Annotated in this window: 19 protein-coding genes; 10 read left to right on the top strand and 9 right to left on the bottom strand. The window is 71.0% G+C overall.

Going from position 1 to position 20,142, the window contains the following annotated elements:
• Positions 1–211: 211 nt before the first annotated feature.
• Both ETD86_RS28470 and ETD86_RS28465 read right to left on the bottom strand, forming a co-directional pair.
• A complete protein-coding gene (locus tag ETD86_RS28470) occupies positions 212–1,048 on the bottom strand; it encodes a siderophore-interacting protein (protein WP_138669234.1) in 837 nt (278 codons plus the stop codon).
• Positions 1,049–1,138: 90 nt separating this feature from the next.
• Positions 1,139–2,119 (bottom strand): alpha/beta hydrolase, encoded by a 981-nt coding sequence (locus ETD86_RS28465; protein WP_246148342.1) that lies wholly within the window; start codon positions 2,117–2,119, stop codon positions 1,139–1,141.
• A gap of 105 nt (positions 2,120–2,224) precedes the next feature.
• Here ETD86_RS28465 and ETD86_RS55485 point away from each other — a divergent pair, with 105 nt between their 5' ends.
• The 4 genes from ETD86_RS55485 to ETD86_RS28450 all read left to right on the top strand — a co-directional run bounded on the left by ETD86_RS55485 (position 2,225) and on the right by ETD86_RS28450 (position 4,779).
• Positions 2,225–2,362, top strand: a complete 138-nt coding sequence (locus tag ETD86_RS55485) for a hypothetical protein (RefSeq protein WP_170223318.1) — start codon at positions 2,225–2,227, stop codon at positions 2,360–2,362.
• 69 nt (positions 2,363–2,431) lie between these two features.
• Entirely contained in the window at positions 2,432–3,247 is an 816-nt protein-coding gene (locus ETD86_RS28460; protein WP_138669233.1) for an ABC transporter permease, read from the top strand.
• Positions 3,240–4,028, top strand: a complete 789-nt coding sequence (locus ETD86_RS28455) for an ABC transporter permease (RefSeq protein ID WP_138669232.1) — start codon at positions 3,240–3,242, stop codon at positions 4,026–4,028. The genes ETD86_RS28460 and ETD86_RS28455 overlap by 8 nt, the downstream gene beginning before the upstream one ends.
• 1 nt (position 4,029) lies before the next feature.
• Positions 4,030–4,779, top strand: a complete 750-nt coding sequence (locus tag ETD86_RS28450) for an ABC transporter ATP-binding protein (RefSeq protein ID WP_138669231.1) — start codon at positions 4,030–4,032, stop codon at positions 4,777–4,779.
• Here the strand turns inward: ETD86_RS28450 and ETD86_RS28445 are convergent.
• Positions 4,773–5,228 carry a hypothetical protein gene (locus ETD86_RS28445; protein WP_246148337.1) on the bottom strand — a complete coding sequence of 152 codons (456 nt, stop codon included), beginning with the start codon at positions 5,226–5,228 and terminating at the stop codon, positions 4,773–4,775. The two genes, ETD86_RS28450 and ETD86_RS28445, sit on opposite strands and share 7 nt — an antisense overlap.
• Positions 5,229–5,367: 139 nt before the next feature.
• Here ETD86_RS28445 and ETD86_RS28440 point away from each other — a divergent pair, with 139 nt between their 5' ends.
• Together ETD86_RS28440 and ETD86_RS28435 are read left to right on the top strand one after the other, a co-directional pair.
• Complete coding sequence (locus tag ETD86_RS28440; protein WP_138669229.1) at positions 5,368–5,901, top strand: MFS transporter; 534 nt, start codon at positions 5,368–5,370, stop codon at positions 5,899–5,901.
• Positions 5,902–5,950: 49 nt separating this feature from the next.
• Positions 5,951–6,661, top strand: a complete 711-nt coding sequence (locus ETD86_RS28435) for a YcnI family copper-binding membrane protein (protein WP_138669228.1) — start codon at positions 5,951–5,953, stop codon at positions 6,659–6,661.
• A gap of 55 nt (positions 6,662–6,716) precedes the next feature.
• Here ETD86_RS28435 and ETD86_RS28430 read toward each other — a convergent pair whose 3' ends face one another.
• Genes ETD86_RS28430 through ETD86_RS28410 form a run of 5 tightly spaced genes read right to left on the bottom strand, consistent with a single transcriptional unit; the run spans position 6,717 to position 13,737 of the window.
• Positions 6,717–9,485 (bottom strand): sugar-binding protein, encoded by a 2,769-nt coding sequence (locus ETD86_RS28430; RefSeq protein WP_246148334.1) that lies wholly within the window; start codon positions 9,483–9,485, stop codon positions 6,717–6,719.
• A gap of 14 nt (positions 9,486–9,499) precedes the next feature.
• Positions 9,500–10,300: a carbohydrate ABC transporter permease gene (locus ETD86_RS28425; protein ID WP_138669227.1), complete on the bottom strand. Its 801-nt coding sequence runs from the start codon at positions 10,298–10,300 to the stop codon at positions 9,500–9,502.
• Positions 10,297–11,193, bottom strand: a complete 897-nt coding sequence (locus ETD86_RS28420) for a carbohydrate ABC transporter permease (protein WP_211370374.1) — start codon at positions 11,191–11,193, stop codon at positions 10,297–10,299. The genes ETD86_RS28425 and ETD86_RS28420 overlap by 4 nt, the downstream gene beginning before the upstream one ends.
• Positions 11,190–12,545, bottom strand: coding sequence for an extracellular solute-binding protein (locus ETD86_RS28415; protein WP_211370373.1), 1,356 nt, complete (start codon positions 12,543–12,545; stop codon positions 11,190–11,192). The genes ETD86_RS28420 and ETD86_RS28415 overlap by 4 nt, the downstream gene beginning before the upstream one ends.
• Positions 12,546–12,549: 4 nt before the next feature.
• On the bottom strand, positions 12,550–13,737 hold the full coding sequence (locus ETD86_RS28410; RefSeq protein WP_246148331.1) for a carbohydrate kinase family protein: 1,188 nt from the start codon (positions 13,735–13,737) through the stop codon (positions 12,550–12,552).
• Positions 13,738–13,870: 133 nt separating this feature from the next.
• On the opposite strand from ETD86_RS28410, the gene ETD86_RS28405 reads away from it, so the two are divergent.
• Both ETD86_RS28405 and ETD86_RS28400 read left to right on the top strand, forming a co-directional pair.
• Positions 13,871–14,629: a DeoR/GlpR family DNA-binding transcription regulator gene (locus ETD86_RS28405; RefSeq protein ID WP_138669226.1), complete on the top strand. Its 759-nt coding sequence runs from the start codon at positions 13,871–13,873 to the stop codon at positions 14,627–14,629.
• 10 nt (positions 14,630–14,639) lie between these two features.
• The gene (locus ETD86_RS28400) at positions 14,640–15,980 is read left to right on the top strand and encodes a 6-phospho-beta-glucosidase (RefSeq protein WP_138669225.1); all 1,341 of its coding nucleotides are present in this window, start codon (positions 14,640–14,642) and stop codon (positions 15,978–15,980) included.
• Between the two features lie 109 nt (positions 15,981–16,089).
• Here ETD86_RS28400 and aceA read toward each other — a convergent pair whose 3' ends face one another.
• Positions 16,090–17,373: an isocitrate lyase gene (gene aceA / locus ETD86_RS28395; protein WP_138669224.1), complete on the bottom strand. Its 1,284-nt coding sequence runs from the start codon at positions 17,371–17,373 to the stop codon at positions 16,090–16,092.
• Between the two features lie 272 nt (positions 17,374–17,645).
• Here aceA and ETD86_RS28390 point away from each other — a divergent pair, with 272 nt between their 5' ends.
• Both ETD86_RS28390 and ETD86_RS28385 read left to right on the top strand, forming a co-directional pair.
• The gene (locus ETD86_RS28390; protein WP_138669223.1) at positions 17,646–19,085 is read left to right on the top strand and encodes a helix-turn-helix transcriptional regulator; all 1,440 of its coding nucleotides are present in this window, start codon (positions 17,646–17,648) and stop codon (positions 19,083–19,085) included.
• A 54-nt stretch (positions 19,086–19,139) separates the two neighbouring features.
• A complete protein-coding gene (locus ETD86_RS28385) occupies positions 19,140–20,066 on the top strand; it encodes a glucosyl-3-phosphoglycerate synthase (RefSeq protein WP_138669222.1) in 927 nt (308 codons plus the stop codon).
• The last annotated feature ends 76 nt before the right edge of the window (positions 20,067–20,142 follow it).

Below are 20,142 nucleotides of genomic sequence, written 5' to 3'. Positions count from 1 at the left end.
CCCCACGGCCGCGGCACCCACACCCACGGCACCCACCCCACGGCCCGTCCGTCCTTGGCTCGGCCGGCCCGCGCACCGGCTCGGCCGGCTCACGTGCAGGCGGCCTGAAGACCTTGGGCAGGCACAGTGGCGCCGGCCGCTGAGGTCGCGTCAGGCGATGCGGGGCGTAAGCCGGCGGACCGTAGGTGACGTCGCGTGGTCCGGCCGGGGGTCAGCTGGCGATGGCGGCGGCTTCCTCGGCCTCGACCTCGCGGTTCCAGTCGCGCTTGACCGCGCGCCAGCCCTCGTCGTCCACCCCGAGCCGCCAGTACCCGGAGATCGACAGCCGGTCCATGGCGATCCCCCGCTCCATCCGCAGATGGCGGCGGAGCTGCTTGACGAAACCGGCTTCGCCGTGCACGAACGCGTGCACGTCCCCATCCGGGAAGTCCAGCTCGTGCACGGCCTTCACCAGGGCCTCGCCCACGGGCCGGCCGCCCCGGTACAGCCATGTGATCCGCGCGTCCGCGGCAGTGCCCAGCTTCAGCTCGTCCTCCGGCCCGTCCACCTCCACCAGGACATGCGCGAGCACCCCGTCAGGCAGCACCTCGAGCGAGGCCGCGATGGCCGGCAGCGCGCTCTCGTCGCCCACCAGCAGATGCCAATCCGCCTCCGGGTCGGGCGCGTAGCCGCCGCCGGGCCCCAGCAGGAGCACGACGTCGCCCGGCGCGGCGCGTTCCGCCCACGGCCCGGCCAGCCCCTCGTCGCCGTGGACCACGAAGTCGAGGGTCAGCTCGCGAGCGTCCGGGTCCCAGGCCCGCACGGTGTACGTGCGCAGCCGCGGCCAGTGCTCGCGCGGCATGGTCTCACGACAGGCCTTCACGCTGAACGGCTCGGGATATCGCACATCCTCATAGGGGAAGACGATCTTCACATAGTGGTCGGTCAGGCCCGAGATGGCGAAGTCGGCCAGCCCGTCACCGCCGACCACGACACGGACCATGTGCGGTGAGAGCCGCTCGGTCCGCAGGACGACACCTCGATGATGGTCCGTGGGCTTTTCAGCCATAGAGAACATCCCCCTGACAGAGTTAGGTATGCCTAACCTTATACTCTGTCTTGCCGAGCTCGCCACTAGGAGCCGGATCTTACTCCCGGTTCAGGCGGCCGCGGTGTCGTCCATCGCCGCGGCCGGTCCGGCCCCGACCGCGGCAAGGAACCGCGCCATGTGCCGGAACGCCAGCCGAGCCTCGGGCAACACGTCCGCCAAAATAGGGAACACATGCGGCATACGCCGCCATTCCTCGTACCTGACGAGAACCCCGTCCCGCCGCGCCCGTTCGGCCACCCGCCGCGCCTCGTCACGCAGCACCTCGGTGGAGCCGGTCACGATCATGAGCGGTGGCAGCCCCGTGAAGTCGCCGTGCACCGGCGAGACCAGCGGGTCACGCGGATCGAGCCCCGAGGTCCACCGGCGTGCCAGCCATCGCACCCGGCTGGCCGGCAGCAGGGGATCCTGCCAGCGGTTCGCGCGGCGCGGGATGTCGGTCAGGTCCGCCCAGGGCGACAGGCAGATCGCCGCCGCGGGCAGCGGCAGCCCTCGGTCGCGCATCGCCAGCAGGGCCGCCAGTGTCAGATGGCCGCCGGCGGAGTCGCCCGCGACGATGATGTCCTCAGGGGCGTGGCCGCGCCGCAGCAGGCAGTCGTAGGCGTCGAGGGCGTCGGCCAGCGAGTCGGCCAGCCTGTACACCGGGCCCTGGCGGTAGTCGAGCGCCAGCACCGGTCGCCTGGCCGTCACCGACAGCCGCCACGTGATGGACCGGTGTGTACGCGGCGAGCAGGAGAAGTAGCCGCCCCCGTGGAAGTACAACAACGCCTTGTCCTCGTCGAGTCCCTGGCCCCCGCGCACCCACTCGCCGCCACAGTCGGAGAAGGCGGCGGGCACGATGGAGACGTGCGCCGGCTGCGGCACCTGCACGAGCCGCGCGAGCCTCCCGAGCTGGGCCGCCCCCGCCAGCGCGAGCGGATGGCGCATCAAGAGGCTGGAGGCCGGCTTCAACGTCCCGCGCATCAGGCCGATCAGCGCACGGGCCTGCCAGCTCAAGGGGTATTCGGGAACCACATCCCCGTCGATCCGCATAGTGACCCTCCGTAGATCCTCCTTCCCCGCTGAGCCGATTCCTACCGGCCAGTAAGTATCTCGTCCCTTACGCGGATATTTCGGCGTTGTGTCACGTTGGGGGACATGGCCGGATATTCGGACCTGTCCGAGAATCCCATCCGGGGCTACGGCCTGTCCGTGGGCCTGGTCGACAACAAGGTCGCCGCCATCGACCCGATCTGGTCGGGCCTGCGCTTCGTTTATCGCGTTGCGGACCGCTGACGCGCCGACGGATAATTCCCTGCTTCCCGTCGGCAGACCCCTGCGCGGGTCCGGACACGGCCTGTAGCCATGTCCTCACACATCCGGAGGTGCAAAACCATACCGCTCTATGCCCGGCTTGTCCGGTACGGTTTCCGCAAACACGCCACCTACGTCTGGGCGGCGCTCGCCGGCGCGTTCACCAACAGCGTGTTCGGCGTCCTGCGCGCCTACATCCTCATCGCCCTGTGGCAGACCCGCCCCGGGCTGGCCGGCTACGACGTCACCGACGCCGTCACCTACTGCTTCGTCACCCAGGCGTTCATCGGGCCGATGCAGCTGTTCGGCGGCGGCCTCGGCATCCCCGAGCGCATCCGCAGCGGCGACATCGCGCTCGACCTGATCCGCCCGGCCTCGCTCCAGCTCTCCTCGCTGGCCGAGGATCTGGGCAGGGCCGCCTACCTGTTCCTGGTCCGCGGCTTCCCTCCGATGTTGCTCGGTGCGGCGATGTTCGGCATCGTCGTGCCCACCGACCCCGGCCGGTGGGCGGCGTTCCTGGCCGGTTTCGCGATCGCGGTCGTGGTCAGCTTCGGCTGGCGCTACCTGGTCGCGCTGTCGGTCTGCTGGCTCGTCGACGACCGCGGCGTGGCGGTGTTGTCGCTGGTTCTGACCACGTTCTTCTCCGGTTTGATGGTGCCGCTGCACATCTTCCCCGGCTGGCTCGGCGACCTGGCCGCGGCACTGCCGTGGGCGGCCATGGTCCAGTTGCCCACCGATCTCTATCTCGGCAAGGCGCCGGTCCTGGAGACGCTGGCCTTCCAGGCGTTCTGGGCGGTGGTCCTGCTCGCGCTCGGCGCGCTTGGCACCCGGGCGATCCGCCACAAGGTGGTGATCCAGGGTGGTTAGGACCTACTTCCTGCTGGCCTGGACGTGGACCCGCGCCGCGGCCGCGTACCCGGCGTCGTTCTGGCTGATGACCGTCTTCGGCGTCATCATCGCCGCCCTCGACGTCGCCGTCATCCTGGTCGTCTTCGCCAACACGACCTCGCTCGCGGGCTTCTCCCGCGACGAGGTGCTCTTCCTGTACGGTGCCGCCAGCGTGTCCTTCACCGTCTGTGACATGTTCGTCTCCAATCTCGACCGGGTCAGCCAGCACATCAAGGCCGGCACGCTGGACACGTTCCTGATCCGGCCGGTCAGCGCGTGGCTCCAGCTGGCCACCGACCGGTTCAACGGCACCCGGGTCGGGCGGGTGCTGCAGGCGGGCGCGGTGCTCGGCTACGCGCTGGCGGTGCTCGACCTCGATTGGCGGCGCGCCTGGATGATCCCCGTCATGGTGGTCACGGGGATGGTCATCTTCACGGCGTTGTGGACGCTGGCCGGCGCGCTGCAGTTCGCGCTGACCGACGCCCCGGAGGTGAGCAGTTCCTTCACCTACGGCAGCCAACAGCTCAGCCAGTACCCGTTCAGCATCTACGGCCGCGACCTGGTCGGGGGCGTCACGTACGTGGTCCCGCTGGCCTTCATCAACTGGCAGCCGGGCCTGTACGTGCTCGGCCGCGACGATCCATTCGGCACGCCGGAGTTCATGAGGTTCATGGGACCGGCGGCCGCGCTGGTCCTCGCCCTGCTGGCGGCGCTGGCCTGGCGGCAGGGCATCAGGCACTACCGATCCACGGGGAGTTGAGATGATCGAGCTCGAGCGCGTAGGACGCTCGTTCAAGGTGAAGAGAAACGTCGTCCACGCCGTGCACGACCTGTCGTTCACCGTGTCGGCCGGGGAGTTCGTCGGTTACCTCGGACCCAACGGCGCGGGCAAGTCCACCACGATCAAGATGTTGTGCGGCATCCTCACGCCCACCTCGGGCCGGGTGCGAGTGGCCGGGCTGGACCCGTCACGCCGGCGGACCACGCTGGCCCGGCGGATCGGCGTGGTGTTCGGCCAGCGTACGACGCTGTGGTGGGACCTGCCGCTCGCCGACAGCTTCGAGCTGATCCGGCTGCTCTACAAGGTCGAGCGCGCGGCGTTCAGGTCACGGCTCGACGAGCTGACCGAGACGCTCGACCTGGGCTCGTTCATGCGCACGCCGGTGCGGCAGCTCAGCCTCGGCCAGCGCATGCGCGGCGACCTCGCGGCGGCGCTGCTGCACGCACCGGACGTGCTGGTGCTCGACGAGCCGACGATCGGGCTCGACGTGGTCAGCAAGGCCGGCATCCGGGACTTCCTGCGGCGGCTCAACGCCGAGCAGGGCACGACCGTGTTGCTGACCACGCACGACCTCGGCGACATCGAACGCCTGTGCCGCCGGGTGATGCTGATCGACCACGGGCGGCTGGCGTTCGACGGGACGCTGGAGGAGCTGATGGCCACCGCCCCCGACGAAGCCACGATCGAGGAGGTCGTCACCCGGCTCTACACCGGGAGCCCCGCTCAGTAGTAGGTGCTCTCGGACGCGGGCTCGTACTCCTCGTCCATGTCGTCGCGCTGGCGCGACCAGCGCGACGGCATCAGCACCGGGATGAACAGCGCCACGCCGAGCAGGGCGAACACACCCGTCGTCAGCATCGTCTTGGCGCCGAACCCCGCGTCCCTGATGATCTGGTTCACCGACGGCTCGGAGGGGATGAGGGACAGCGCCCTGTTCACGTCCAGCGCGTAGATCACGGTCCACGCCAGCAGGACCATGGACGGGACGAAGGCCGCCAGCGGTGAGACCCGGCCTGCCACCACGAGCCCGAGGATGAGACCGACCGCGGCCATCGCCCCGAGCGCGATCCACATCTGCTGGCTGTTCGGTGGAGCCGACGCCGCACTGCCGACGGCTTGCTGCACAGCCCAGCCGCCACCCGCCACCACGGCCGCCACCACCACAAGCCCGATAAGCAAACCTGCAAAGTGCCGCAACGTTCTCACCTCTATGTCAACGTAATCGGCACGACCCTAGCGACAAACGGTGCAAACCGACCAGGCATTGCGTACTTGAGGTCTGATAGACCCCTGCCCCGTGAGACCATGTGGCACACACATGCGTGCGCAACTCTCCCTCCGGCTCGCGCGGACGGCAGCCTTCTCCGCCGTCTGCGTGACCCTCGCCGCGCTCGCCCACGTGGCGGGCGGCGGGTCGGGCCCCGAGCCGTGGGCCGCCGGGCTGGGGCTCGCGGCGGTGGCCGGGCTGGGACTGGCGTTGTGCGGCAGGGAACGTTCGCCTGCGACGATCAACGGTGTGCTGGTGGTGGCCCAGTTCGGGCTGCACGAGCTGTTCGCCGGCGACGACACCGCGTACGTCTCCGTGCACGGGCACGGGGAGGGCCTGGCGGTCGACGCCGGGATGTTGCTCGCCCACCTGACGGCCACCCTGATCACCGGCGTGTGGCTGGCGCGCGGTGAGGCCGCGCTCTGGTCGGTGCTGCGCCGCCTCGGCCGCCGTCTCATGCTGCTGTTGCCGGTCGCGGCGCCTGTAGTCCGCCCGTGCGTGCCGGTCGTCCACACCCGGGTCGTCCCGCTTCAGCCGGGGTTCCGGCACTGTCTGGCCAGGCGTGGCCCTCCACTTCCCGCCTGACCCTCTGACATTCCCTTCTTTTTCTCATCCGGCCAAGTGGAGTTTCGCCATGTCCTTCGTACGCCGTGCCGCGACCGTGTTCGCCGCCGCCACCGCCCTCACCGCCGGCCTCGCCTTGCCCGCGCTGGCCCACGTCACCATCCAGCCGGGGACCGCCGAGCAGGGCGGGTTCACCAAGGTCGCGTTCCGGGTGCCGAACGAGCGTGACAACGCCTCGACCACCAAGATCGAGATCAGCTTCCCCGCCGACCACCCGCTGGCCTTCGTGTCGGTCAAGCCCGTGCCCGGATGGGAGGCGAAGGTGACGGAGAGCAAGCTGCCCACGCCTGTCAAGACCGAGTACGGCGACCTGGAGGAGGCCGTCACCACCGTCGTCTGGTCGGGCGGGAAGATCAACCCGGGTGAGTTCCAGGAGTTCGAGGTGTCCATGGGACAGCTGCCCAAGGACACTGATCAGCTGATGTTCCCGACGAAGCAGACGTACTCGAACGGGGAGGTCGTGGACTGGTCGGAGGCGCCGAAGACGGACGGCACCGAGGCCGAGCACCCGGCGCCGCTGCTCAAGCTCGTCCCGGCCGCCGCCTCCTCCCCGTCCGCCTCGCCCAGCACGGCCGCGGCTGCTGCCTCCCCGACGGTGACGCCGGTGGCCGCGGGCTCGTCATCGGACGGCACCGCGCGACTCCTGGGCGGCGCGGGCCTGGCGGTGGGCGTCATCGGCATCGTCATCGGCGCCCTCGGCCTGCGCCGCCGCCCGGCCTGACCAGCCGGCTCGGACCTGTGGCGGCCACGATCGGTGGCCGCCACAGACGTCTGCGTCAGCGAACCTGGACCCGGGAGGCCGTGGTGCCGCCGCTGGGCGCCTCCCAGCCGGCCACCACCGTCGGGGAGGCGGCCAGGGCGCGGGTCAGGGGCACGGTCACGGTCGTCGTGCCCCTGGCGGACACGGTGACGACCCGGCTGCCCGCGGTCCCCTGGTCGTCGCGGACGAACAGGTGCGCCTTGCCGGCGGCGGCCGTGCGCAACGTCACCTTCACTCCGTCCGGCACGTCCGTGGCCGAGGTCACCCGGCCGCTCTCCGCCGCACGCGCCGCGGGCCCGCCCGCGAGCGGGACGCGCACGCGGACCGCCTGCTCCAGCGACTGCGGCGAGTCCAGGCTGGACAGGGCGGTGTCGGGGATCACCGGGTCGGGCACCGGCCGGTCCGCTGGCGGCCGGTAGCCGGTCAGGGTCGCGACGCCCCACCGGTACGGGTCGCCCTGCACCCCGCCCCACGTCGACCAGCCGATCCGGGTCTGGCCGGTCTTGTTCTGGGTGTCGGAGTCGTACACCAGGATGTTCAGACCGAGGTGCTCGGGGTCGACGGACCCGGGCAGGGCCTCCATCGGGATGGACATCTCCACCGTGTACGCGCCGGAGGAGACCGCCGAGGCGATCCGCACGCCGGTGGCGGGACCTTGCCGGTTGTCGGCGTCCCGTAGCGCGCACGGCGGGCCTGGTGCCGCGGCGGCGTTAGAGGGTGTCGCGGACCCGGCGGCGTTGGAGTGGGTCGCGGACCCGGCGGCGTTGGAGTGGGTCGCGGACCCGGCGGCGTTGGAGTCGGTCGCGGACCCGGCGGCGTCAGAATCGGCCGTCACCGGCAGCACCGCCGCCTTGAAGGTCGTGGAGGTGTTCTCGGACGTGCCGTGCGGATCGAGGGTGACCTCCACCGCGTCGGTACGCCAGTGCCGCTTGCAGTCGGACGCGGCCAGTCGTGTGCCCAGCACGTCGTCCTTCACCTGCACCAGCACGTACAACGTGTCGTCGCGCCAGGCGAGCTTGGCCGTGCCCGAGCAGTCGGCCGCCGACGAGCAGGCCTCGCCCTCCCACCGGCGGGAGAGGTCGAGCGCGGCCCCGGTGTACTCGCCGCTGCCCTCGGTGCCGTCCACGGTGGGCCCCGCAGCGGATCCGGCCTGCGGGATCGTGGTGGCCGGGACGAGCTCGAGCGCGGGCCGGCCGGTGACCGTGCCGTCGACGGTGACGGTGTAGGCGTAGTCACCGCCCTCGTTGGAGGTCTTCAGCGAGGTGTCGGTGTTGGTGACGGTGAACGGCACGGTCGCGGACGCCCCGGGGGCCAGGTCGCGATAGGCGGCCTCGGTGCGGTCGGCGGCGAAGCCGGCGGGCAGGTCCACGCGTACGGTGCCGGACCTGGCGGTGTCGCTCACGTTCGTCACCACGACGCCGACCTGCCTGGAGCCGCCGGACGGCAGCGTGAGCACGGGCGTCACCAGGCCGCGCAACTGCGGCACGCCCACCTCGACCACCCACTTCTCGTACTGGTCGACCTGGGGGAGCAGCTGCTGCCGGCCCCGCACGGCGGGACTGGCCTCGACCTGCCGGTCGGTGTAGCCCCGTCCGCGCTCGGTCGTGAGCACGGCCCCGATCCTGGCCCGCCCGGCCGCGCCCGCGGCGGGCGTCACGGTGAAGGTCGCCGACCCGGTGCGTCCTGCGGCGATCCGGCCGAGGTCCCCGGAGCCCTTGACCGCCCAGCCCTCGGGCACGCGGAGTGCCGCGGAGGAGCGGCCCAGCGGCTCGCGTGCGGCGGTCGTGGTGACCTCGACGGTGAACGCCGTTCCAGGGCGGACGTCGAACGTGTTGGTCCGGAGGGTGAACAAGGTCCCGAGCGGCACGGTCCCGCTCGCCCTGGTCAGCGCCCCGTCGAGGATGGCCGTGGGCGCGGCCGCCGCCGGGGTGCCCGGCTCGGGGATCGGCACCCGCGCGTCGACCTGGGTGAAGAAGTCGCAGCCCAGCTGTGCGGGGTCGGTCGGCACGTCGGGGAAGACGGCCCAGCCCTGGGAGGCGTACGTGCGCTGGGCGTCACGCTCGATGGCGGCCCACGTCCGGCCGCTCTCCGACGGGCGCCCGCTCCACACGCCGTACACGTTCTGCGCCGGGTTCGCGGGCCGGAACGACGAGGCGCAGGACGGCCCGGTCTGCGAGGTGCCGCGGCCGCCACCCGTGAGCAACCGGGCGGGCGCGAAGGGACGCAGCCCCTCGCGGGTGATCTGCTCGGGGAACACCTTGGGGTCGGCCGCCGCGTAGAACGCCTCGATGGCCAGCCGCGCGGCCTCCTGATGGTTGCCGTGGTTGCCCGGCGTCGGGGCGGGGTCCATGGTCAGCAGGATCTCCGGCCTCGTCTGGCGGACGATCCGCACGACCTTCTCCAGGGTGTCGCCGCCCCAGACCTGGTCGGTCAGCGGGGCGCTGACCGTGTAGAAGAAGTCGACGTCGTCGAGGTTGAACACCTCGCCGACCCTGGCCTTGGCGACCGCGGTCCGCTCCTCGGCCTCGCGCAGCAGCCCGAGCGCCGGCCCCTCCTCGGGGCCGACGGCGTTGCCGCCGCCCTCGCCGCGGGTGACGGTGACGACGCCGGTGCGCACGTCGTGGTCCTCGTTCCACTGGCCGAGCGTGGACAGGGAGAACGCCTCGTCGTCGGGGTGCGCGCCGACGAACAACGCGTCCAGGTCCACGGGTGACTCGGCGGCCTCGGCCGGTAGGGCGGGCAGGAGCGCGAAAACGGTGACCAACACCATCAGCAGTCGTCGCATGGAACCTCCGTGGGTTACTCGCGGACCGCCCCCTGGAGCAGGCCGCGGACGAAGTGTCGCTGGAGGAACAGATAGAAGACCACGACCGGGGTCGCCACGATGACCGACCCGGCCGCGAGGAGTGTGAAACCGGAGGTGTACTGGCCCTGGAAGAACGCCAGTCCCAGCGGCGCGGTCCGGAGCGACTCGCTGGTCACCATGATCAGCGGGATGAGGAACTCGTTCCACGTCCACATGAAGACCAGCACGGTCAGGGTGACGACGGCGGGCCGGGCCGGCGGCACCAGCACCTGCCACAGGATGCGCCACGTCGAGGCCCCGTCGATGCGGGCGGCCTCGACGATCGCCCGGTTGGACGCGCGGAAGTACGCCCGCATCCAGAACGTGCCGAACGCCACCGACAACGCCACCTGCGGCAGCGCCACCGACCAGAACGTGTCGATCAGCCCGAGCGTGCGCAGGTCGAAGTAGAGCGGCACCGCGACGGCCTCGCTCGGCATCATGATCCCGAGCATGAACAGGTAGAACAGCACCGACTGCCCGCGGAAGCGCATGGTGCCGAACGCGTACCCGCTCATGATCGACAACAGCACGCTGACGACCACGACGAACGCCGACACCAGCAGGCTGGTCCGCAGGTACGTCCCGAACCGGCCCACCTCCCACGCCGCCGCGAAGTTCCCGAGCCCGGCCGTGCCGCCGCTGTCGGCGGGCCCGAGCGCGGCCGACAGGATGGTCACGATGGGGAAGAGCGCGAACGCGGCGAACACCGACAGGATGACGTAGTTGGCCACCCGCTCCCCCCGCGAGATCACGCGATCCTCCTGTCCGCGAACCGGTTGATCCCGAACGAGATCACGAAGATCACGACGGTCAGCGTGACACCGATCGCCGCCGCCGAGCCGACCTGGCCGAGCCCGAAGGCCCGGTGGTAGACCTCGTACGACGGCACCGAGGTCGAGTCGCCCGGCCCGCCCCGCGTCGTGATGTACACGAGGTCGAACGTCCGCAACGCGGCGATGACCGTGAGCGTGAGGGCGACCGCGATCTCCCCGCGCACCGACGGCAGCGTGACCGCGAAGAACTCCCGCACCGCGCCGGCCCCGTCGAGCCGCGCCGCCTCGTACAACTCCCCGGGGATGCGGCTCATCCCGGCCAGCAGCAGCACGGTCACCAGGCCGGTCTCGAACCACGTGCCGACCACGCCGACCGCCGGCAGCGCGAACGTGTAGTCGCCCAGCCAGCCCCGCGTCAGCGAGTCCAGCCCGAGCGCGCCGAGCAGCGTGTTGAGCGTGCCGTCGGGGGCGTACACGCGCCGCCACGCCACGGCCACCACGACCATGGCGACCACCTGCGGCAGGAACACCACGGTGCGGAAGAACCCCAGCCCGCGCACCTTGGCGTGGTTGAGTATCGCGGCCAGGCCCAGCCCGATCACCAGCGGCCCCACCGCGAAGAACACGATGAGGACCAGCGCGTGACCGAAGGCGGCCCGCAACCCTTCGTCGGCGACGATCGCGGCGTAGTTGTCCAGGCCGACCCACCTGCCCAGAGACAGGCCGTCCCAGTCGTACAACGAGATCTGCACCGCGCGGCCGATCGGGTAGAGCAGGAACGCCGCGTACACGGCGAAGGCCGGCAGCAGGTACAGGTAGGCGACGCGGCGCGGCTCCCCGGGGGGCCGGGCCGCCGTCATCCGTTGCGTCATCCGTTGCTCTCGGCGAAGGTCTTGTAGTCCTTCTCCAGCGTGGCCAGGAACTCCTGCGGCGTCGCCTTCTCGGCCAGCAGGTCCTGCAGCGCCGCGCCCAGGGTGTCGGCGAACGTCGGAGTGGCGTAGTCCAGGTACGGCACCAGCCCGTTCTTCGCGGTCACGGTCCCGAACGCGGTGAAGACGTCCTGCTGCGGCCCCTTGGCCACGCTCTGCTGCCCGGTCTCGGCGACCGGCAGATTTCCGGTCGCGGTGAGCACTTTCATGGCGTCGGCGCTGGTGATGAAGTTGATGTACGCCGCCGCCGCGTCCGGGTTGGGGCTCTTGGCGGTGATCGCGAACGGCAGCCCGGTGCCGCCCGTCGCGACCGGCGGTGCGTCGGCCGTGACGCCCGGCGGCAGCATGAACCCGAGGTCGTCACCCAGCGCCTTCTGCAGGTCGGCGAGGAGCCAGGTGCCCGCGATCATGAAGACGCCCTGGCCCTTGCCGAACGCCTGCCACGCCGGGTCGTACCCCTGGCCGTTGAAGCCCTTGGCGAAGTAGCCCTTGTCGACCCAGCCGACGAGTTGCTCGGCGGTGGCGGTGTTCTCGGGCGTGTTCCACGTGGCGCCCTTGCGGCCGAAGCCGAGCGTGCCGATCTGGTCCGGCGGGACGTGGCGGCTCTGCACGGTGCCGAACACGTGGATGGCCGGCCACTTGTCCAGGTTGCCGAGTTGCAGCGGCACCTCGCCACCGGCCTTGGCCGTGGCCAGCGAGGTCTCGAAGTCGGCCCACGTCTTCGGCGGCTGCAGGCCGAGCTTGGTGAGCTTGGCGCGGTTGTAGAAGACGCCGACGACCTCGCCGACCTGCGGCAGGCCGTACAGGTTGCCCTCGCCGAAGAGCTTGCCGTCGGCGCTGTAGCGCGAGTACCGCAGCACCGACTCCGGGTAACGCCGCTTCCACCCGTAGACGTCGGCGTAGGCGTCCAGCGGCCGCAACTGGCCGGCCTTGACGAACGCGCCCATCGAGGAGCGGCCGTTGTTGGCCTCCACCACGTCCGGCGGTTCGTTGCCGCTCAAGGCCAGGCGCAGGGTGGTGTTGAGGTCGTCGAAGGAGCGGGACACCCGGTTCAGCTTGATGTTGGGGTATTTGGCCTGGAAGGCGTCGTTGAGCTGCTTCATCTGGGCCGCCTGCCCGCCGCGCACCTCCTGGTCCCAGACGGTGAGCGTGACGTTGCCGAGCGCGGCGGCGTCGGTGCGGACCGCGCTCGGTGGCGCGGACGTCGGTGTGGGCGGGGCCGAGGAGCCTGGCGCGCACGAGGTCAGGACCAGCACGCCTGCGGCGAGCACGGCGAGTCGCATCGGGGGGGTCATGGTGTTACTCCTTCTGCGCAGGCACGCGAGGCGCGTCCGGGTCCTCGCCTTCGGCAGGGGGCGTCTGGGGGGCCATGCCGACGTCGGCGTAGCGGGCGATGGTGGCGACGGCGCGGCGCACCGCGCCGACCGGGACGGTGGGCACCAGCCGGTCGAGGAAGGCATAACGGCGGGCGAGCGAGCTGCCGTAGGCGCCGCTGTGCCGGGCCGCCTCCCGCACCTCGTGCCACCAGTCCGCGATGTCCCCCCAGCCCGGGGCGGCCAGCGACCCGCCGAACTGCTGCACCGCCAGCGCGGCGCACACCTCGGCGAACGCCAGCCGGTCGGACAGCGGCCAGCCGCACAGGGTGCCGAGCACGAACCCCGCCCCGAAGACGTCGCCCGCACCCGTCGGGTCGAGCGCCGTCACCCGCGGCGCGGGCACGAACGCCTCCTCACCCGTCGTCGAGTCGATCGCCATGGCGCCGTTGGCCCCGTCGGTCACCACGGCCACCGGCACGTGGTCGGCGATCGCGTACAACGCGTCGCGGGGCGTGTCGGTGCGGGTGTAGGCCATCGCCTCGGTCGCGTTCGGCAGGAACGCGTGGCACAGCGACAGCTGCTCCAGCACCGAGGACGGCCAGTGGCCCGACGGGTCCCAGCCCACGTCCGCGAAGATCAGCGCCCCGTCGCGGTGCGCCAGCTCGGCCCAGTTGCACGAGCTGCCGGGCGCGCCGAGCGGCTCCTCCGGGGAGAGCGTCACGATCACGGCCTTGGAGCAGGGCGGCTTGCCGATCATCTCGGACGTCGGCATGGGCGCGGGATGGCCGTGCGTCACCATGCTGCGGTCGCGGGCCACGGCCATGGAGACCGTCACCGGCGAGTGCCAGTGCTCGAAGCGCCGCGACCTGGACAGGTCGACCGACTCCTGCTCCTCCAGCGTGCGCCAGCAGAAGTCGCCGTAGTCGTCGTCGCCGAACGCCGCAGCGAGCGACGTGCGCAGCCCCAGCCGGCTGGTCGCGATGGCGAGGTTGGCGATGCCGCCGGGGCACGAGCCCATGCCCTCGGCCCAGATCTCCGTGCCGGCCGCGGGCATCGCGGGCAGGCCGGTGAAGATGATGTCCAGGAAGACCGTCCCGGCCAGGAACACGTCGAACTGCGGGCCCTCGGGGGTCCGCTCGTCGGCCAGAGGGTCGTACGCCTGGACAGACACGGGAATGGGTCCTCCTCGACACACCGAGATGTGCGCAATCTTGCACGTTTACTCGCACACTTCAAGTGCTGTTGCGCGTGTGTTTGGGCAAAGATGCTTACTTGTGCGTGAAATTGACTGATACACTCGCGCCGTGCTTCAGCGCCTCAGGCATGCCGAGATCATGCGCCGCGTCCGGTTCTCAGGCGCCACGAGCGTTCGCGATCTCGCCAGCCAGCTCGGCGTGAGCCCGTCGACCATCCGCAGAGATCTCGAGGTGCTCGACCGCGACGGGACGCTGCGGCGGGTCCGCGGCGGTGCCCTGGCCGGCGTGGACGCCGACGCCGATCGGCCCTTCGCCGCGGTCGAGGTGGTCGACGAGCAGGACAAGGAGACCGTGGCCGCGCGGGCCGCGCAGCTGGTCGCCGACGGGGACGTGATCCTGCTCGACATCGGGACGACCACGATGCGGCTGGCCAGGCGGCTGCGGGGCCGCCGCGTCACCGTGGTCACCTCCAGCCTCGCCGTGCTCGACGTGCTCCGCACCGACCCGGCGGTGGAGCTGCTGCTGCTCGGCGGCATGCTGCGCCGGACCTATCACTCGCTGATCGGGGTGCTGACCGAGGCGGCGCTGAGCCAGGTGGTCGCCGACCGCGTGTTCCTGGGCGCCAGCGGCGTGCGGCCGGACGGGCAGCTCGTCGACACCACGCTCGCCGAGGTGCCGCTCAAACGCGCGATGATCTCCGCGGCGCGGCAGGTGGTGCTGCTCGTGGACCGGCACAAGTTCCCCGGCACCGGCGCGCTGCGGGTGTGCGGGCCCGAGGACATCGACGTGATCGTGACGAACGAGGGCGCCGACGCGGCCACGCTGCGCAACTGCGCGGCCGCCGGCGCCGAGGTGCTGCTCACGTGAAGGGGTGCGGATGAGACTCGCCGTCCTCGGAGGCGGGGGCTTCCGAGTGCCGCTCGTGTACGGCGCGCTCCTGCGCGATCCGGCAAAACCGCGCGTCACAGAGGTGGTGCTGTACGACGTGTCGGCCGAGCGGCTGGAGGCCATGGAGAACGTGCTGCGCCAGCTCGCCGCCGGGCACGACGACCCGCCCGCCGTGCGCACCACCACCGAGCTGGACGCCGCGATCCGCGACGCGCACTTCGTCTTCTCGGCCATCCGCGTCGGCGGCCTGTCCGGGCGCACCGCGGACGAGCGGGTCGCCTTGGACCTGGGCCTGCTCGGCCAGGAGACGACAGGTCCCGGCGGCATCGCGTACGGCCTGCGCACCATCCCGGTCGCGGTCCACGTGGCCGAGCGGGTGGCCGCGCTCGCGCCCCGGGCCTGGGTCGTCAACTTCACCAACCCCGCCGGCATGATCACCGAGGCCATGCGGCGGGTGCTCGGCGACCGGGTGATCGGCATCTGCGACTCGCCGATCGGGCTGATCCGGCGGGCCGCCGCCGCGCTCGGGCTCGACCCGGCCCGCGTGTCGCCCGACTACGTCGGCCTCAACCACCTCGGCTGGCTGCGTGGCCTCGTCCACCAGGGCACCGACGTGCTGCCCGGCCTGCTCGCCGACGACGCGGCGCTGCGGCAGGTCGAGGAGGCCCGCATCTTCGGGCCCGAGTGGGTGCGCACGCTGGGAGCCCTGCCCAACGAATACCTCTACTACTACTACTTCACCCGCGAGGCCGTCGCCGCGATCTCCGGGCCGACCCGGGGCGAGTCCCTGCTGGGCCAGCAGGACGCCTTCTACGCGGCCGTGCGCGCCCGGCCCGGCGAGGCGCTCGCGGAGTGGCTCAGGGCACGCAGGCAGCGCGACGCCACCTACATGGCCGAGGCCCGCGACGCCACCGACGCCGGCGAGCGGGACGCCGCCGACCTGGAGGCGGGCGGGTACGAGGGCATCGCGCTGGCCCTCATGGCCGCCATCGCCCGCGGCGAGCCCGCCACCATGATCCTCAACGTGCGCAACGGCTCCGCGGTGCCCGGCCTGCCCGAGGACGCCGTCGTGGAGATCCCGTGCATGGTGACCGGCGCCGGCGTCCGGCCCCTGGCCACCCGCCCGCTCCCCGGCCGCTTCCTGGGCTTGGTCCAGCAGGTGAAGGCGGTGGAGCAGACGGCCATCGAGGCCGCGCTGACCGGCTCGTCGCATCTGGCGGTGGCGGCGTTCGCGCTGCACCCGCTGGTCGACTCGGTGACGACGGCCCGCCGGCTGCTCGACGGCTACCGCGTCCGCATCCCCGAACTCGCCGCCGTCTTCCCGCGCTGACCACCGTCTCAGGGCGCTGAAAGGCCGCGCCAGTCGCTGGGGGAGACTGGCGCGGCCGTCGCCGGGGGAACCATCCCATGCCCTGGAGGTGGCCGGCGAGATCAGGGGTTCAGTGGGCGAACTGCTCCTCTTCCGTCGAGCCCTTGAGCGCGGTGGTCGAGGAGTCGGGCGCCACGGCCGTGCTGACCAGGTCGAAGTAGCCGGTGCCGACCTCGCGCTGGTGGCGCGTCGCGGTGTAGCCGCGTGCCTCGGCGGCGAACTCGGCCTCCTGCAGCTCCACGTACGCCGTCATGCCGTCGGACGCGTATCCCTGGGCCAGGTCGTACATGCCGTAGTTCAGCGAGTGGAACCCGGCGAGCGTGATGAACTGGAACGTGTACCCCATGTGCCCGAGCTCCCGCTGGAACTTGGCGATCGTGGAGTCGTCCAGGTGCTTCTTCCAGTTGAACGACGGCGAGCAGTTGTAGGCGAGCATCTGGTCCGGGTACTCGGCCTTGATCGCCTCGGCGAACTCGCGCGCCACGTCCAGGTCGGGCGTGCCGGTCTCCATCCAGAGCAGGTCGGAGTACGGCGCGTAGGCCAGGCCGCGCGCGACGCACGCCTGGATGCCGTTCCTGACCCGGTAGAAGCCCTCCGCGGTGCGCTCGCCGGTGGTGAACTGCTGGTCGCGCGGGTCCACGTCACTGGTCAGGAGCGTCGCGGCCTGGGCGTCGGTCCGCGCGATGATCAGTGAGGGGACGCCGCAGACGTCGGCGGCGAGGCGGGCGGCGTTGAGCGTCTTGATGTGCTGGCCGGTCGGGATCAGCACCTTGCCGCCCAGGTGGCCGCACTTCTTCTCGGAGGCGAGCTGGTCCTCCCAGTGCACGCCCGCGGCGCCCGCCGCGATCATGCCCTTCATCAGCTCGAACGCGTTCAGCACGCCGCCGAACCCGGCCTCGGCGTCGGCCACGATCGGCGCCAGCCAGTGCGGCGCCTCAATGCCCTCCGACCAGGTGATCTGGTCGGCGCGCAGCAGCGCGTTGTTGATGCGGCGCACGACGGCGGGCACGGAGTTGGCCGGGTACAGGCTCTGGTCCGGGTACGTCTGCCCGCCCAGGTTCGCGTCCGCCGCGACCTGCCAGCCCGACAGGTAGATCGCCTTCAGGCCGGCCTGCACCTGCTGCACGGCCTGGTTGCCGGTCAGCGCGCCGAGGGCGTGGACGTAGTCCTCGGTGTGCAGGAGGTTCCACAGCCGCTCGGCGCCGAGCCGGGCCAGCGTGTGCTCCTCCTGGACGCTGCCGCGCAACCTGATCACGTCTTCCGCGCTGTAGGTGCGCTCGACGTCCTGCCAGCGAGGATCGTTCTCCCACTCGTCCCGCAGCTGCTCAGCAGCTCCCTTGAGGCGATCGATCATTGTTCACTCCTTGTGTCGTCCCCTGGGTGCTTACGCCGAGTCTTGTGCCCGGGAGAGGCCGCCTAACAGGCTGAACCGGTGAGAAGATTCGCGAAAATTCTCGATCTGTCCATTACTGGCCGGTATTTGAAGCAGAAGAAATTGCGAGTTTTACCGTTGGCCTAGACCAATCGCCTCCTTGCGGACGATGTGCCGTCGGAGGCTGGAAGATGGATCGAATTTCTGTCTAAGATCTGCTCATGGCGCCCTTGCTAGGTGAAGAACCGCTGTCTTTGACGCAAGAGCTGGATCTCATCGCGTTTGGCCAGCGCCTGCGCCACCTGCGCAAACAGCGCGGCATGACCCTGTCCGACCTGGGCTCGCGCGTCAGCAGGGCGCCGAGCCAGCTGTCGCTGCTGGAGAACGGCAAGCGCGAGCCCAAACTCTCGCTGCTCAAGGCGCTGGCGTCCGCGCTCGGCGTGCCGGTCGAGGAGCTGCTGCGCCGCCAGCCGCCCAACCGCCGCGCCCAGCTCGAGATCGCGCTGGAGGAGGCGCAGCGCGACCCCGTCTACGCCGGCCTCGGCCTGCCGCGGCTGAAGGTCTCCGCCCGCGTGCCCAACGACGTCCTGGAGCACATCCTCGGCCTGTACGGCGAGTTGCGCGCCCGGCAGACTCGCGGCACCGCCACCCCCGAGGAGGCCAGGGCGGCCAACGCCGAGCTGCGGCGCCGCCAGCGCGAGGTGGGCAACTACTTCCCCGACATCGAGCAGGCCGCCGCCAAGGCGCTCGACGCGGTCGGCTACCGTACCGGCGCATTGTCCCAGAGCACGATCCAGAGCCTGGTCACGCACTTCGGCTACACCGTGCACACCGCGCAGGACCTGCCCCGCTCCGTGCGCTCCATCACCGACCTGCGCAACCGCCGCATCTACGTCAAGCACGAGCAGCTCGGCATGCACACCCCGCGCACGATCCTGCTCCAGACGCTCGGCCATCTGGCGCTCGGCCACGACAAGCCGCGCGACTTCGCCGACTTCCTGCGCCAGCGCACCGAGGCCAACTACTTCGCCGCCGCCGTGCTCGTCCCCGAGCGGGCCGCCACGCTCTACCTGCAGGAGGCCAAGGCCGACCGGGCGCTGTCGGTGGAGGACCTGCGGGATGTCTTCGCGGTGTCCTACGAGATGGCCGCGCACCGCTTCACCAACCTCGCCACCCACCACCTGGGTCTCGTCTGCCACTTCGTGCGCAACGACGCCGGGGGCACCATCTACAAGGCGTACGAGAACGACGGCATCGAGTTCCCCGCCGACGAGCAGGGCGCCATCGAGGGGCAGCGGATGTGTCTGCAGTGGTCGGGGCGGCAGGTGTTCGCCTCGCCCGACCGGTTCTCCGTCTACTACCAGTACTCCGACTCGCCCACCGGGACCTATTTCTGCGTGGCGCACGTGGATCCGTCGCGGGAGCGGGACTTCGCCATCACGCTGGGGGTGCCGTACAAGGAGTCGCGGTGGTTCCGTGGCCGTGAGACCACCAGCCGCACCAAGTCCAACTGCCCCAGCGGCGACTGCTGCCGCCGGCCGCCCGCCGAGCTGGCCAATCGCTGGGAGGGGTACGCCTGGCCGTCGGCCCGCGCCAACTCCCACGTCCTGGCCGCGCTGCCGCCCGGATCGTTCCCCGGCGTGGACGAGGCGGACGTGTACACCTTCCTGGAGCGCCACACGGCCAGCACATAAGTTGCCAGCTGGCGGGAATTGGGAGGAGTTGGGGGACTCGGGGGGAGGTGTCGCATGCTTCCAGAAGTGTCCGGATGGTTGCGGCGCCGTACTTCGTCCGCCGGGGACTGGCCGGTCCGGGACCTGGTGGCCGCCAAAGGGGACACCATCGTCAGCGTGGTGCTCCCGGCCCGCGACGAACGAGAGACCATCGGCGAGATCGTCGGCGTCATCCGGCGCGAGCTGGACGGGCTCGTCGACGAGATCGTGGTCATCGACTCACGCTCCTGCGACGACACCGCGCGGGTGGCCGCGCGCGCCGGAGCCCGGGTGCACGCCCAGGACGAGATCCTGCCGGAGCTCGAACCGCTGGACGGCAAGGGCGAGGCCCTGTGGAAGTCACTCGCCGTCACCAGCGGTGACGCCCTGGTGTTCGTCGACGCCGACATCAGGGGATTCCGCTCCTCACTGATCTGCGGGGTGCTCGGCCCACTACTCGCCGATCCCACCGTCGGCTACGTCAAGGGCTGCTACGACCGCCCGCTGAACGGCGCGCCGAACGGTGGCGGCCGGGTCACCGAGCTGGTCGCGCGCCCGCTCATCAACCTGCACTGGCCGCAGCTGGCCGGTTTCGTGCAGCCGCTGGCCGGCGAGTACGCCGGCCGCCGCTCCGCCCTCGAACGTGTGCCGTTCCTCACCGGATACGGCGTCGAGCTCGGTCTCCTCATCGACCTGCTCGACCTGGCCGGGCTGGACGCGTTCGCCCAGGTGGACCTGGGCTCGCGGGAGCACGCACCGCAGTCGACCGAGGCGCTCGGCGGCATGGCGTCCCAGATCATGCTGGCCGCGTGGTCGCGCCTGCAACGTCAAGGCAAAATCCAGGCGTTCCATGAACCATCCGTCCGCCTGGCCCAGTTCCGGCGCGGCTCGGCCGGGCACGACATCCTCAACCGCGACATCCAGATCTCGGAACGTCCACCCATGATCACCGTACCCGGCTGATGCGGTCCAGCGGCGATTCCAATGCCGCCTCCAACCCCTCCCCGCATGCTGGAGGTCCGGCAGGGAGGAGCATTCG

The organism is Nonomuraea turkmeniaca, assembly GCF_005889735.1.
Classification (GTDB): Bacteria; Actinomycetota; Actinomycetes; order Streptosporangiales; family Streptosporangiaceae; genus Nonomuraea; species Nonomuraea turkmeniaca.
This window is presented reverse-complemented; position numbering and strand designations above follow the sequence as displayed.